Source organism: Streptomyces sp. NPDC028910, assembly GCF_055564955.1.
In genome coordinates, this window is sequence record NZ_JBVHVF010000015.1 from 123208 (window position 1) to 135972 (window position 12765).

At 70.5% G+C, this 12765-nt stretch carries 12 protein-coding genes; 8 read left to right on the plus strand and 4 right to left on the minus strand.

The window, feature by feature from the left end; translation table 11 throughout:
- Positions 1 to 22: 22 nt before the first annotated feature.
- Positions 23 to 397: a roadblock/LC7 domain-containing protein gene (locus ACZ4TV_RS19745; protein ID WP_468135961.1), complete on the plus strand. Its 375-nt coding sequence runs from the start codon at positions 23 to 25 to the stop codon at positions 395 to 397.
- 106 nt (positions 398 to 503) lie between these two features.
- Positions 504 to 857 carry an ArsR/SmtB family transcription factor gene (locus ACZ4TV_RS19750; protein ID WP_468135962.1) on the plus strand — a complete coding sequence of 118 codons (354 nt, stop codon included), beginning with the start codon at positions 504 to 506 and terminating at the stop codon, positions 855 to 857.
- A 53-nt stretch (positions 858 to 910) separates the two neighbouring features.
- Here ACZ4TV_RS19750 and ACZ4TV_RS19755 read toward each other — a convergent pair whose 3' ends face one another.
- Complete coding sequence (locus ACZ4TV_RS19755; protein ID WP_468135963.1) at positions 911 to 1606, minus strand: DUF4389 domain-containing protein; 696 nt, start codon at positions 1604 to 1606, stop codon at positions 911 to 913.
- A gap of 197 nt (positions 1607 to 1803) precedes the next feature.
- Here ACZ4TV_RS19755 and ACZ4TV_RS19760 point away from each other — a divergent pair, with 197 nt between their 5' ends.
- The 4 genes from ACZ4TV_RS19760 (at position 1804) to ACZ4TV_RS19775 (ending at position 7709) form a co-directional block, all read left to right on the plus strand.
- Positions 1804 to 3750 (plus strand): VanW family protein, encoded by a 1947-nt coding sequence (locus tag ACZ4TV_RS19760; RefSeq protein WP_468135964.1) that lies wholly within the window; start codon positions 1804 to 1806, stop codon positions 3748 to 3750.
- Positions 3751 to 3925: 175 nt separating this feature from the next.
- Positions 3926 to 6616, plus strand: a complete 2691-nt coding sequence (locus tag ACZ4TV_RS19765) for a SpoIIE family protein phosphatase (RefSeq protein ID WP_468135965.1) — start codon at positions 3926 to 3928, stop codon at positions 6614 to 6616.
- Between the two features lie 101 nt (positions 6617 to 6717).
- The gene (locus ACZ4TV_RS19770; RefSeq protein ID WP_468135966.1) at positions 6718 to 7218 is read left to right on the plus strand and encodes a hypothetical protein; all 501 of its coding nucleotides are present in this window, start codon (positions 6718 to 6720) and stop codon (positions 7216 to 7218) included.
- Between the two features lie 254 nt (positions 7219 to 7472).
- A complete protein-coding gene (locus ACZ4TV_RS19775) occupies positions 7473 to 7709 on the plus strand; it encodes a hypothetical protein (RefSeq protein ID WP_468135967.1) in 237 nt (78 codons plus the stop codon).
- Positions 7710 to 7722: 13 nt separating this feature from the next.
- On the opposite strand, the gene ACZ4TV_RS19780 is transcribed toward ACZ4TV_RS19775, so the two are convergent.
- Positions 7723 to 8592 (minus strand): hypothetical protein, encoded by an 870-nt coding sequence (locus ACZ4TV_RS19780; RefSeq protein ID WP_468135968.1) that lies wholly within the window; start codon positions 8590 to 8592, stop codon positions 7723 to 7725.
- Positions 8593 to 9157: 565 nt separating this feature from the next.
- Here ACZ4TV_RS19780 and ACZ4TV_RS19785 point away from each other — a divergent pair.
- Entirely contained in the window at positions 9158 to 9622 is a 465-nt protein-coding gene (locus ACZ4TV_RS19785; RefSeq protein WP_468136017.1) for a DUF4262 domain-containing protein, read from the plus strand.
- Between the two features lie 34 nt (positions 9623 to 9656).
- Here ACZ4TV_RS19785 and ACZ4TV_RS19790 read toward each other — a convergent pair whose 3' ends face one another.
- Together ACZ4TV_RS19790 and ACZ4TV_RS19795 are read right to left on the minus strand one after the other, a co-directional pair.
- The gene (locus ACZ4TV_RS19790; RefSeq protein WP_468135969.1) at positions 9657 to 11075 is read right to left on the minus strand and encodes an IS4 family transposase; all 1419 of its coding nucleotides are present in this window, start codon (positions 11073 to 11075) and stop codon (positions 9657 to 9659) included.
- Between the two features lie 162 nt (positions 11076 to 11237).
- Positions 11238 to 11768 carry a GNAT family N-acetyltransferase gene (locus ACZ4TV_RS19795; protein ID WP_468135970.1) on the minus strand — a complete coding sequence of 177 codons (531 nt, stop codon included), beginning with the start codon at positions 11766 to 11768 and terminating at the stop codon, positions 11238 to 11240.
- A 358-nt stretch (positions 11769 to 12126) separates the two neighbouring features.
- On the opposite strand from ACZ4TV_RS19795, the gene ACZ4TV_RS19800 reads away from it, so the two are divergent.
- Positions 12127 to 12738 (plus strand): DUF4232 domain-containing protein, encoded by a 612-nt coding sequence (locus tag ACZ4TV_RS19800; RefSeq protein ID WP_468135971.1) that lies wholly within the window; start codon positions 12127 to 12129, stop codon positions 12736 to 12738.
- Positions 12739 to 12765 lie beyond the last annotated feature (27 nt).

Consider the following 12765-nt stretch of genomic DNA (forward strand, 5'->3'; position numbering starts at 1 on the left):
GATTGATGAGGAGCGAGAGCTGATGGCGAACGTGGAAACCTGCCTCAAGGAGACCATGGCCTCGATCGAGGGGAGTGTCGCTGCCGCGCTGGTCGACTACACGAGCGGCATGGCGCTGGGAACGATCGGGGGTGGCAAGGACTTCGACGTGAACGTCGCCGCCGCAGGCAACACCGATGTCATCAGGGCCAAGGCGCGCACCATGGAACACCTCGGGCTGAAGGACGAGATCGAGGACGTACTGATCACGCTCGGCAGCCAGTACCACCTCATCCGGCTGATCAAGGGGCGAGGCGTCGACGGGCTCTTCCTCTATCTCGTCCTCGACAAGCGCAACGCGAACCTGGCCATGGCCCGCCACCAGCTCAAGCGCATCGAGTCCGAACTGGAACTCTGACGTCTGACGATCGCTCCTGGACCCCGCGCGCCCACGACTTGAAGAGTTCTTCAAGTCGCCACATCCGAATCCGGTCAAGTACACATCCGGTAGGAGCGTTCTCACGATGCAGGTACCCCTGTACCAGGCAAAGGCGGAGTTCTTCCGCATGCTCGGACACCCGGTGCGCATTCGCGTCCTCGAACTCCTCCAGAACGGGCCCGTCTCCGTGCGCGGCCTGCTCAACGAGATCGACGTCGAGCCCTCCAATTTCTCGCAGCAGTTGGCCGTTCTGCGCCGATCGGGCATCGTCGTCTCCATCCGCGAGGGCTCGACGGTGAGTTACGCGCTCGCCGGCGGTGACGTGGCGGACCTGCTCCGCGCGGCCCGCCGCATCCTGACCGAGCTGCTCGCCGGGCAGAGCGACCTGCTGGCCGAACTTCGAGCGGTGGAGTCGCACGGGGGCGCCGGGCACGACTGAGCGGTGCGCGTGAGCGTCACCGTGGCCGTGATCGCGATCGGCTGGCCCTTGGTTCAGGCCGTGCCGGCCGCCGGCCCCGCGCCCGGCAGCCCGTCGCCCGGCTCGTCGCCTCCCATGTCGAGGCGGAACGGCGGGTACTCGTCCGTCATGAGCGCGGCGTACGCGCTCACGCGCAGCACCCACCGGTTCAGCCCGATCACCAGGTCGAACAGGTCGCGCGGGTACCGCTCCGTGAAGGCCAGGGTGACGACGGCGATCAGCGCGAGCAGGCCGATCAGGCCGACGCACCAGCCGCCTTTCCCGGAACCGGTGAAGAAGCCGATCACGAGGTAGTGCGGGATGGCCAGCAGCCACCACTTCACCAGGACCAGCCACCGGGAGAGGCGCTCGGGGTAGGCGATGTCGAGCCGGGCGGGGTAGTCGGGTTCGGGGCCGAGGCTGAACGGCGGGTACCGGTCCGTCCCCAGCGCGCCGTAGGCGTAGTACGAGACCCGCCAGGACCAGCGGAGCACGCCGAGGTTGAAGTCGAAGAGCGGCCGCGGGTAGCGCTCGGTGAAGAGGATGGCGAAGAACGCGATGACGCTGACCACGAGGAAGGCCAGCCAGAGGAACGCCAGCACGATGTAGTGCGGCAGGGCCAGGATCCACTTGACCAGCCACAGCCAGCGCGAGAGCGGGGCGTCCAGCGTGGCCGTCACCCTGACCGGTCGATACGAGGGCCGCATGGGCATGGGCGTGGGCATCGTCATGGCGTTCACCTCATCGGCTCACTGCGCCCCTTCCCATCATCCGGGGCATCCGGGCTGGGCGCACGCCACGTGACAACCATTACATTCCGGACCCAAACGCACGCTTAGGAGGAATCATTATTCGCGGAATTGTCGTATATGGGCTGCCGTCGCGGCCCGCGCCACCCGATTGACCGGTCGGCGCCACGGGGAGAGACATGGGACGCGCGGGCAGCTGGACGGGTAACCGGCGGATCGCTCTGCCACTGGCAGGCGGAGCCGTCGTACTGGGGCTGGGCGGGCTCTACGTCACCGGGCTCGTGGCCGGCGGCGACATCGACCGGGGCACGCGGGTCCGCGGGGTGGACATCGGCGCGATGACCCGGTCGCAGGCGCGGCAGGCGCTGGCCCGGGAGCTCGGCCCCAGCGCCGCGGCGCCGGTCGCGATGAAGATCGGCGACCACGTCGAGAAGGCCGATCCCGCCGAGCTCGGACTCTCACTGGACATCGCCGCGACCGTCGAGCGCGCCGTACGCACGGGCTACGGTCCGGCCGCCGTCATCGGCCGGCTCTTCACCTCCGACGACCGGGACGTCGAGCCCGTGATCCGCATGGACGAGCGGACCGGCCGCGCCGCGCTCGACCGTATCGGCGCGACCACCGGTCGGCAGGCCCGCGACGGGTCGATCGCGTTCGACCAGGGCACGGCGAAGGCCGTCGCCCCGCTGCCCGGCGTCGACCTGGTCGAGGAGCAGGCCCTCGACACCCTCCGGGCCGCCTACCTGCGGGCTGATTCCGGCCCCGTCGTGATGCCGGTCGTGCACACCCAGCCGCGCATCGGAGCCGAGGAGACCGGACGGGCCATGCGGCAGTTCGCGCAGCCGGCGATGTCGGGGCCCGTCACCCTCACCGTCGCCGGCCGGCGCATGTCCATCAGCCCCGCCGTGCTGGGCGAGCACCTGAAGATGCGGCCCGACAGCGAGGGCCGTCTGGTGCCGTCCCTCGACTCCAAGGGCCTGCTCGCCGCCCCCGCCGTGGCCCGGCCGATCGACGAGGTGACCCGCGCGCCACGCGACGCCGCGCCCGGTCTCGGCGCGGACGGCCGTGTGGTCCTCGGCGACCCGAGCCGTCCGGGACGCGAGGTCACGGAGGCGGCGCTCGGCCGAGCCGTGCTGCCCCTGCTGACCCGCTCGGGCGCGGCCCGCAGCGGCGAGCTCGCCACCGTGGCCGTCCAGCCGGACCTCACGAGCGAGGAAGCGCGGCGCCTCGGCATCAAGGAGAAGGTCTCCTCCTTCACCGTCGCCTTCCCGCCCGCCCCGTACCGGACCACGAACATCGGCCGAGCCGTGGAGCTCATCAACGGCTCGGTGGTCATGCCGGGGGAGGAGTGGAGCTTCAACCGCACGGTCGGCGAGCGCACCGCGGAGAACGGCTTCGTCGACGGCCTCATGATCAATGACGGTCAGTACGTCAAATCGCCCGGCGGCGGCGTCTCGGCGGTCGCCACCACCATGTTCAACGCAGTGTTCTTCGCGGGCCTCAAGCCCGTCGAGTACGGCGCCCACTCCTTCTACATCGAGCGCTACCCGGAGGGCCGGGAGGCCACCGTCGCCTGGGGCACCCTCGACCTGCGGTGGATCAACGACTCCGGCCACCCCCTCTACATCCATGCCGAATCCACGGACACGTCGCTGACCATCACCCTCCTCGGCACGAAGAAGTACGACGAGATACGCGCGACCAAGGGCCCGCGGACCAACATCACGCAGCCCGCCAAGCGGACGGGCAGCGGACCGATGTGCGAGGTCCAGACCCCGCTCGAGGGCTTCGACGTGTCCGTGGGCCGGATATTCGTCCAAGGCGGGAGTGAGATCAGGCGCGAGGAGTTCAAGACCCACTACACGCCGCGCGACGAGGTCACCTGCGTACCGGAGACGCCCGAGACGACGGGCAGCCCCGAGACCCCGGGTACCGCGGCGTCTGCGGGTCTCCCGCAGGTCCCGGAGGTCCCGGAGGTCCCGAAGGTCCCGGAGGTCCCGGAGACTACGCAGGCCTCAGAGGCCCCGCAGGCCTCGGCCACCCCGCTGGCCTCGCCTCCCTCGCAGACCCGCTCCGTCGCGGCCGCGGACGGCCCCCGCGCCCCGGCCGACCGCCCGTCGGACTGACCGCCGGACCGCCCGTCGGCTGACCGTCGCACCGACCGGCCTGTAGGACGGACGGCGTAGGACGGACGGCGTGTGACAATCCGGGCGCGTAGTGCCCTTCACGGGAGCCACGGGCGCCCGGAAGTGCTACAACTGGGTTCGTGACCATTCCTCGCCACCCGTGCCGGGCACGTCGGTGCGGTCACCCGTAGGCGCCAGATTCAGGACCGTCGCCGGACAGGTATTCGTCCTCCAGGTGGCGATCGTGGTGTTGCTCGCCGCCGGCGCCCTGCTGGCCCTCGTACTCCAGTCGCGGCACGACATCGACCGTGAGGCACGCAACCGGTCGGTGTCCGTGGCCGAGACCTTCGCCCACTCCCTGGGCCTGCAGGACGCGCTGAAGACGCCCGACCCGTCCGCCATCCTGCAACCGCTCGCCGAGACGACGCGCAAGGCCGCCGGGGTGGACTTCATCGTGGTGATGGACACCAACGGCATCCGCTACAGCCATCCCCAGCCCGACCGCATCGGAAAGCGGTTCGTCGGCACGATCGAGCCCTCGCTCGCCGGGCGGGTCCACACCGAGAGCGTGCAGGGTCCCCTCGGCAAGGAGATCCAGGCGGTGGTGCCGGTCACCTCGGCCGACGGCAAGGTCGTCGCGCTGGTGTCGGCGGGCCTGACGGTGGAGAACGTGACCGGCGTCGTCGACCGCCAGCTCCCCGTGATCCTCCTCGCCATCGCCACCGGCCTGGCCCTGGCGACCGTAGGCACGGCGCTGATCAGCCGGCGGCTGCGTCGCCAGACCCACGGGCTCGGCACGCAGGAGATGACCCGCATGTACGAGCACCACGACGCGGTGCTCCACGCCGTCCGCGAAGGGGTGCTGATCACCGACGGTGACGGGCGGCTGCTGCTGGCGAACGACGAGGCCAAACGCCTGCTGGACCTGCCCGAGGACGCCGAGGGACGTCACATCGGGGACGTACCGGCCCTGAACCGCCGGATGGCGGATCTACTGCTGTCCGGACGGGAGGCCACCGACGAGGTGCTGGAGACCGGAGACCGGCTCCTCGTGGTCAACCAGCGGCCCACCCACCCCCGGGGACGGCCGGAGGGCAGCGCGGTCACCATCCGCGACTCCACCGAGATGCAGCTCCTGACCAGCCGGGCGGAAACGGCCCGCAGACGCCTCAAGCTGCTGTACGACGCCGGCGGGGACATCGGCACCACCCTCGACGTGGTGCGGACGGCCGAGGAACTCGCCGCCGTCGCCGTCCCCCGGTTCGCGGACTTCGTCACGGTCGACCTGGCGGACCCGGTGCTCAACGGCGACGAGCCCGGCCCGGGCGCCGACATGCGGCGCACGGCCGTCAGCGGCATCCGCTCCGACCATCCGCTCTATCCCGTCGGCGAGCTGATCGACTTCCTGCCGTCCACCCCTCAGGCACGCGGTTACGGCACCGGGCGGGCCGAGCTGGTGCCCGACCTGGCCGACGCGCCCGGCTGGCAGGCGCAGGACCCGCCGCGCGCGAAGGCCATCGTCGACTACGGGATCCACTCCCTGATCGCGGCCCCGCTGATGGCCCGGGGCGTGGTGCTCGGGGTGGCCAACTTCTGGCGGTCGCAGAAGCAGGAGCCCTTCGACGAGGACGAGCTGTCGCTGGCCGAGGAACTCGTCGCCCGGGCCGCGGTCAGCATGGACAACGCCCGCCGCTACACCCGTGAACACGCCCTCGCCGTGACGCTCCAGCGCAGCCTGCTGCCGCGCGCCCTGCCCCTGCAGAGCGCCATGGACGTCGCGCACTTCTACCTGCCCGCCCAGTCCGGGGTCGGCGGGGACTGGTTCGACGTGATCCCGCTGCCGGGCAGCCGGGTCGCGCTGGTCGTCGGAGACGTCGTCGGGCACGGCCTGCACGCCGCGGCCACCATGGGTCGACTGCGTACGGCGGTGCACAACTTCTCCTCCCTCGACCTGCCGCCCGACGAGATCCTCGCCCGTCTGGACGACCTCGTACAGCGCATCGACCACGAGGGGGACGGGGACGGAGGGGACGGCGGCGTACTGGGCGCGACCTGCCTGTACGCCGTCTACGACCCGGTGTCCCAACGCTGCACGATGGCGCGGGCGGGGCATTTGCCGCCCCTGGTGGTCGCTCCCGACGGCACGACGGAGATCGTCGAACTGCCGGCCGGACCCCCGCTGGGGCTGGGCGGCATGCCGTTCGAAACGGCGGAACTGTACCTGGCGGAAGGCAGCCAGCTCGTCCTCTATACGGACGGGCTGGTCGAGGAGCGGACCCGGGACATCGGCGAGGGGCTGGAACTGCTGCGCGCGGCACTGAGCCATCCCGACCGGGACCCGCACGAGAGCTGCCGGGCCGTGCTCGCCATGCTCCTGCCGCCCCGGCCGACCGACGACGTGGCCCTGCTCATCGCGCGGACGCGGACCCTGGGGCCGGACCGGGTCGCGCAGTGGGACGTACCGTTCCAGCCGAGCGCGGTCGGCGCCATGCGGAACGTCGCGGCGAAGAAGCTCGACGAGTGGGGCCTGACGGAACTCGGCTTCGCCACGGAACTGATCCTCAGCGAGCTGATCACCAACGCCATGCGGCACGGCAGCGAGCCGGTGCGGGTGCGGCTGCTCCACGACCAGAACCTGACCTGCGAGGTGTGGGACGGCAGCAGCACCGCCCCCCACCTGCGGTACGCCGCCACCACGGACGAGGGAGGGCGCGGGCTGTTCCTGGTCGCGCAGCTCAGCGACCACTGGGGCACCCGGTACACACCCGAGGGCAAGGTCATCTGGGCGGAACAGGCGCTACTGCCCGGTTCGCAGGGCGACGCGGAACCCGCCCTCGCGGCCTTCCTGGACGTGGATCCCCTCTGACGGGTGTCGGGTGACGGGTGTTGGATGACGGGTTGCCGGGCCGGGCCCAGGCCGGGCCGGGCGGCCTCGGTGGCGCTGTGCATCCTGTGCATACTGCTGCCATGAAGTCCCCGCCCGCCCTGCGCATCCACCTGATGATCACCTTCGTGCTCGTGACGTGCGGTGCGGTCGGGGGAGCCTGCCTCGGGCTTCTGCTGTCCGGCCGGCTGATGGCCCTGGTCTTCGCGGGTGTGGCGGCTCTGGGCGCGGGGATCGGGTCGTTCCTCTCCCGCCGCCAGGTCTTTGCCCTCTTCCGGCCCGACCGGGAGGTCGTTCCCGCCGACGGCTACGCCGAGGGCCTCGCCGACGCGACCCTCGTGTGCATCGCGACGTACCAGGCAGCGGTCTTTCCCCTGACCCCTGACGGGGTGAACGAGGCCGAGCGGGAGGCCCGCCGCACGATGGCCTACCGGATCGCCGCCTACGAGGGACTCCCGCACCCGGTACAGACTTCGGCGGCCGCCGCCCTCGAAGCCATCGATCAGGGCCTGGACGCCAAGCGGGCGGAGACGGCGATGCGGGCGCTGTGCATGACGGTCTACGACAACCGCGGCGGCCGGTGACCCCAGCCCTCGCGGGTCGGACGCGCCCCGGGAGCTCGAGGGCCCGGAGAGTGATGGACCTCCCCGGACCCTCGCGCCGCGGATGCCGCGGGGGACGCGGTGTGTATCTGCGACAGTTAGAGAAACGATTCACCCTGGATTTGGTTACGCTCGCCGGCCGGGCCGGATGATTGTCTGATCGGCTGGTCGACAACGTTTGGGCCTCGGTCCTGCTGCCACCAGTGGCTTGATGCGGATCATGGCGTTGTCCGGTTATGGAATCTGACGGGACGCTGTTCGCTCGGGCGCCGCTCGATGGCGTGGTCTGGCTCGACACCCTGGTACACGATCCGGCGTGCGCGTCGTGTCCCCGGCCGCACGGGGCAGGAGACGAGCCCGAGCAGGCCGACGCCGACTCGATCCCGGTACTGTCGGGGAGAGCCCGGGACTGGATGGTGGCCGCGTCCGCGGTCACGGTCGTCTCCGCCGTACTGACCGTCGTGACGAACTGACGCCAGGTCGTGGTCATCTGCGCCGGTGGAGGGCGAGGGTCCAGGCGTGGACGGTGTGCTTGCCGGGGTGGTCGGGGTGTTGTTCGGTGAGGGTCACGCTGAGCTCGTCGCCGGTGCGACGAAGGGCCCCGTCGTAGCGCCACACTTGGTCGGGCTCGACGGGAAGCAGCTCGGCGAGGACCGTCTCCTCGAGCCGGCGGCCGACGGCGCGTAGTACTCCGGCGTCGAGGATCAGGATGGTGCCGTCCACCAGGACGAGCGGCCGCGGCGTCTGCGGGTCGGCGAGCGACGGTCCGCGTTCGACGACGCCGCCGGGCAGCAGCCGTACCACCCGGCTGCGGGTGGGGAGATTGCGATCGGTCTCGACGACGCGGATGCCCGTACCGATGACGTAGTGGCCGTAACTGCGCCAGGAGTCGACCACGGTGCCGTCGCCGTCGTACTCCCAAGTGTCGAAGGCGTCATAGCCCTCCAGGCCGAGCAGGAAACGGCCGTCCCGCAGGGCCGCGCCGCGTTCTCCGCGCAGTTCGGCGATCCGTGTGCCGTCGGCCAGGTCGAGCAACAGGGCCGGGCCGAGGTGGCCCCAGGCGGTGTACTCGGGGGAGTCCGTCGTGACCAGGACCCGGCCGCCGGAAAGGTGCGCGGCGTTGGGGAGGCCGGAACAGGCAGTGGTCCAGAGGGTGCGGCCCGAGACGTCGATGCAGCTGATCTTCCCGGGGCTGCCGTGCACGCGCACGCCCTCCCGGCGGGCGAGCGGCTGACCCTCGGGAGGGGACGCTTCGCGCGATGGCCTGCCGGCACTCCGGTGCCGCTTCAGGACGGTGACGCGCCAGGCGTCGGAGGACTCCCCTGTGACACGGCCGTTCTCCTCGGATCCCACCATGGAGCCCGATGCTAGTGCTGTGACCGGAAAGGTTCACCGGGTCACGGCGCCCGGCACGGCACCTCGCGGCGTTGTCGGACCGCGCAAGTACGTCCAGTACGAGCCGCGATCCTCCGCCTTGCGATGCTTCCCCTAGGCCCTGCGGGCCTGGGGAGACCCCATGCACCGGACGCCGCGCCCCGGCAAACCTTTCCGGCCACAGCACTAGGGGTGTCCGGCGGGCTTCGCGGGCCCGCGGCTCCTCCAGCTACTGCTGGGAGGGCCCCCGGGCACGGCTCGGTGCTTCGCCCGCGTTGTCGGATCGCGGGCGTACGGCCAAGTACGAGCTGCGCTCCTCCGCCTCGCGATGCTCCCCTAAACCGGGGGCCTGGGGAGACCAATGCAGTTGCCGTAGCGCCATGGCCCACGTGACACCCCGACCAGCGGGGTGTCGATCCTGATCTGCTTGGATGCGCGGGTGACTGACCAGACCGTGTCCTCATCGTGCTCTTGTGTGCTGTGTGATCCCGCTGCCTCGGCGACCCTCAGGGCACGTCGACAGCGGAAGAAGCACTGGTCCCGGGAGATGGCGGACGTCCGTAAGCATGGCTGGCACGTGGTGGGTGTCGGCGGTGGGGACATCCCTGACTGGTCGTTCACCGTTGGCCTGTGGCATTCCTATCGGATCCCAGAGGTCGCCATGTTCGGTCTGGAGCTTCAAGGGCTGATGCACTGGGTCAATGACGGGGCCGCCGAGCTGCGTGATGGGGCTGCGGCAGAGCCCGGCACGCTGCTCTCAGGTGTCATCGAGGGGTACGAGATCCAGGTCCAACCGGTGGACGTCAGCTGGCACCGCCCTCTGCTGGGCACGGCCCTCGGCTTCTATCGCCAGACCCCGGTCCCCGTCGTCCAGCTCGTCTGGCCTGACCGGGATCACCGCTGGCCGTCGGACGAGCAGGCCAGCCCGGGCTGCCGCGCGCAGCCCAGTCTGTGGCTTCCGGTCGACGAGCACCCGACCGGAGTCTGGACCGAGGAGGCAGCCGAGCAGTGAGCGGATGCGAGCCGACGGGGCGGACGCTAGGCCTCTACGGCGGTGTCGGGGCTTGGGTTCCCCTGAGTACCGGTCTTCCGGCTCGGCGGTTGCTCTTCGGCTTCGTGGTCTGGTTGTGCGCCCAGCGGCCGGGCTGGACCGTGTCTCGTCTGGCCCGGGTCCTCAGGACGGGCCAGCGGTTCGGCTTCTTGATCGCGCGTGGGCAGTCCCGGCCGCGCCGGGCCGGCAGGAGGCGTGCACGTGCCTCCCACCCGGCCTCGGTGAAGGAACGGGTGAGCTTGGTGGCGGTCGCTCCGAGCTGGGAAGGGATGCTGCGGCGGACGATGCGGACGCACTTCAAGTAGGAGACACGGTCGGTGTCCACGGCCGGACGGGCAAGGGCGGCTGTGTGGGCGAACTGGCGGATCGCGTGGTGGACCGCGAGGTATGCCCACAATTCCTGCCGGACGCCCTCCGGTGTCCGCGACCTGATCGGCCCGCCAGGGCCGAGGTGGTTCTTGATCTCGTCGAAGGCGAGCTCGATCTCCCAACGTTCCCGGTAGAGCGCGACCAGTTCGGCGGCCGGGTACTGCTCGGGGTCCAGCAGCGTGGTGCCCAGGTAGGCGACCTTGTCGCCCTTGGCGAAGGTGATGACCCGGTAGTTCACGTGCTTGGGCAGCGTTCGGCCCTCTCGCGCGGCTCGGAGCCGGACGTCCTTGCCCGGTCGTGCCATCGACAGGTATGAGCCGTCCGGAGGTTCTTCCTGGGCGGTGCCGAGGTGGTTGGACTGGAGCCTGACCAGTACATCCGCGCCTGCCAAAGTGAAGACGTGAGCGAACTCGACCGACCAGAAGCCGCGGTCGGCGATGACCAGGTCTCCGAGGCCGGTGGAGCCGGCCAGCGGATAGGCGAGGCTGCGCTCGCCGTCGCGGTAGCCGCCGAGGCGGGCATCGAGGACTCCGTGCGTTCCGATCTCGGCGAGGACCACCGCTCTGACCTGGGGGAAGCCGAAGGGGACGCCGCCGGTGGTGGAGGGGCCGTCGAAGGTGTCGCCGTTGCTCGTGGAATCCGGAAGATCGAACTGGGTGCCGTCCAGGGCGAGGAGCCGCAGACCTCGCCACCATGCGCCGGGCGTGTCCCCGGTGGCGAGCGGGCCAGCCACCTGGCGGAACACGGTCTCCAGCACGTCCTCCCCGAGCCGGACGCGAGCCCGACACAGCGACGACCGGTTCACCCGCGTGAGGGCCCGGCTGCCCGGGATGCCGCTGGTCAGCACACGCAGCACCTCCTCGTACGACTCCCGCGCGAACAGACACAGGGCCAAGACGAAGTAGACGACCAGCCGAGCCGACAGGAGACGACGGCGCTGCTCAGCTCGGTCGTGCTTGGCTATCGCCGCGTCCACCAACTCAGCCGTGAACACCTTCGTCAGGATCCCGATCCGCACCCGCTGGCCCGCACCCCACCCCGTCACACGCGAGGCAACGATCTCCGCAGCTCAAAAGCAACTGCATTGGCCTGGGGAGACCCCATGCACCCGACGCCGCAGGCTGATCCACGGAGATCGCCCGGCCAGGACCTGCGGCGCGTCGAGGCGAATCGAGGCGCGTCGCCTTCGTCCCCGAAGCCCGTGCCGTCAGGCGACCCGCCGGGCCAGTATCTGTCCCGGCCAGGCATCGGACAGGAAGCGGTCGGTGCGGAGGAATCCGTTCCGCTCGTAGAACGCGACCAGTTCGCCCCCGCCGCCCGCCCAGCAGTCGACCCGCAGCAGATCCACGCCGGCCCGCCGGGTCTCCTCGGCGGCATGGGTCAGCAGCGCCGCCCCGATGCCCAGACCGGCGTACCGTCGGTCCGAGACCAGCAGCCGGACGTACCGCTCGGGTTCCCCGGCCGGCGCGATCGGCATCTGCGGGCTGGGCCCGGAGTCCAACACCAGGGCCCCGACAGGGGTTCCGTCCAACTCCGCGATGTACGGGGTATTCTCGGTCGTGTACCGCTCGACCCGCGCCGGCCCGCCGGGCTTCTTCGAATACGGTGTCGTACCCCACTGCTCGGTGTTGCCGCGGGCGTTCATCCAGACCACCGCGGAGTCGAGCATGCCCAGAATGGCCGGCGCGTCGGCCGGGCCGCCTGGCCGGATCCGTATGTCATGTGTGGTGTCGTTCACGGCGAGAGCTTAGGCATGGTCGGACGGACAGGCGAAGTCAAGGCCTGCGTGCGCGCGCGCCGCACTCAGGCCGTGATGGCCCCCGCTCGTCAGCGCGAGTCCGGCCTCCGGGCCCCGCCCGCGACTGCCGTCGCATCCTCTGGACCGCCATCTCACCCACGGTCGCCTTCGCGTGCCCCACGGCTGGATGATCCCCGCCCTGGCCGGGCTCACCGTCAGCGCACGCCGTCCTTGGACTCCCCTCCGCGCCGGCAACCGTGGTGGACCCGGGAAGACTCCGTCACCAAGCTGTGAAACTTCAGCGGGACGCTTGTGCTCAGCCCGGCGCACCTCGCGCTCCTCATTCGGGGGGAACACCATGAGCACCGTACGCAGAGCAGTCGTCGTCCTCGCCGCCGTATCCGCACTGGCCCTGACCGCCTGTGGGCCCACCGAAGACGACGCCGCGAGCGGGCCCGAGGGGCCGACCGCGAGTGCGACGAAGTCCGCGACGTCCTCGAAGCCGGCGAAGCCGTCGGCATCTGCCGACAAGGGCGCGTCACCCGACTCCGACTACGACGTCTTCCCGTGCAGCACGTTCGACGTGAAGTTCACCGCGACCCTGGCGGAACCCACGACCAGCAGCTACCTCCTCAAGATCACCAACAAGGGCACCAAGGCGTGCAAGGCACTGGGCCATCCGGTCGTGACCTTCGGTGACCTGGACGGGCAGGCCACGGAGCGGGGCAAGGCCCCCGGTATCGAGAACGCGCTCAGGCTCGATCCGGGCGAGTCGGCCTACGCGGGGCTCATGGGCGGCGCCAACGACGGCAAGGGGAAGACCGTCAACTCGATCGCGCTGACCATGAACACCGAGTCCGACCTGGCGCAGACACCGCTCAAGGCGTCGACTCCCGGCCTGTACGTCTCGCCAGACAAGAATTCCGTGACCGCGTGGGTGAGCAACGCGGAGGACGCGCTCAGCCTGTAGGCGCCACCGGTCCGGCACCCCGTCACT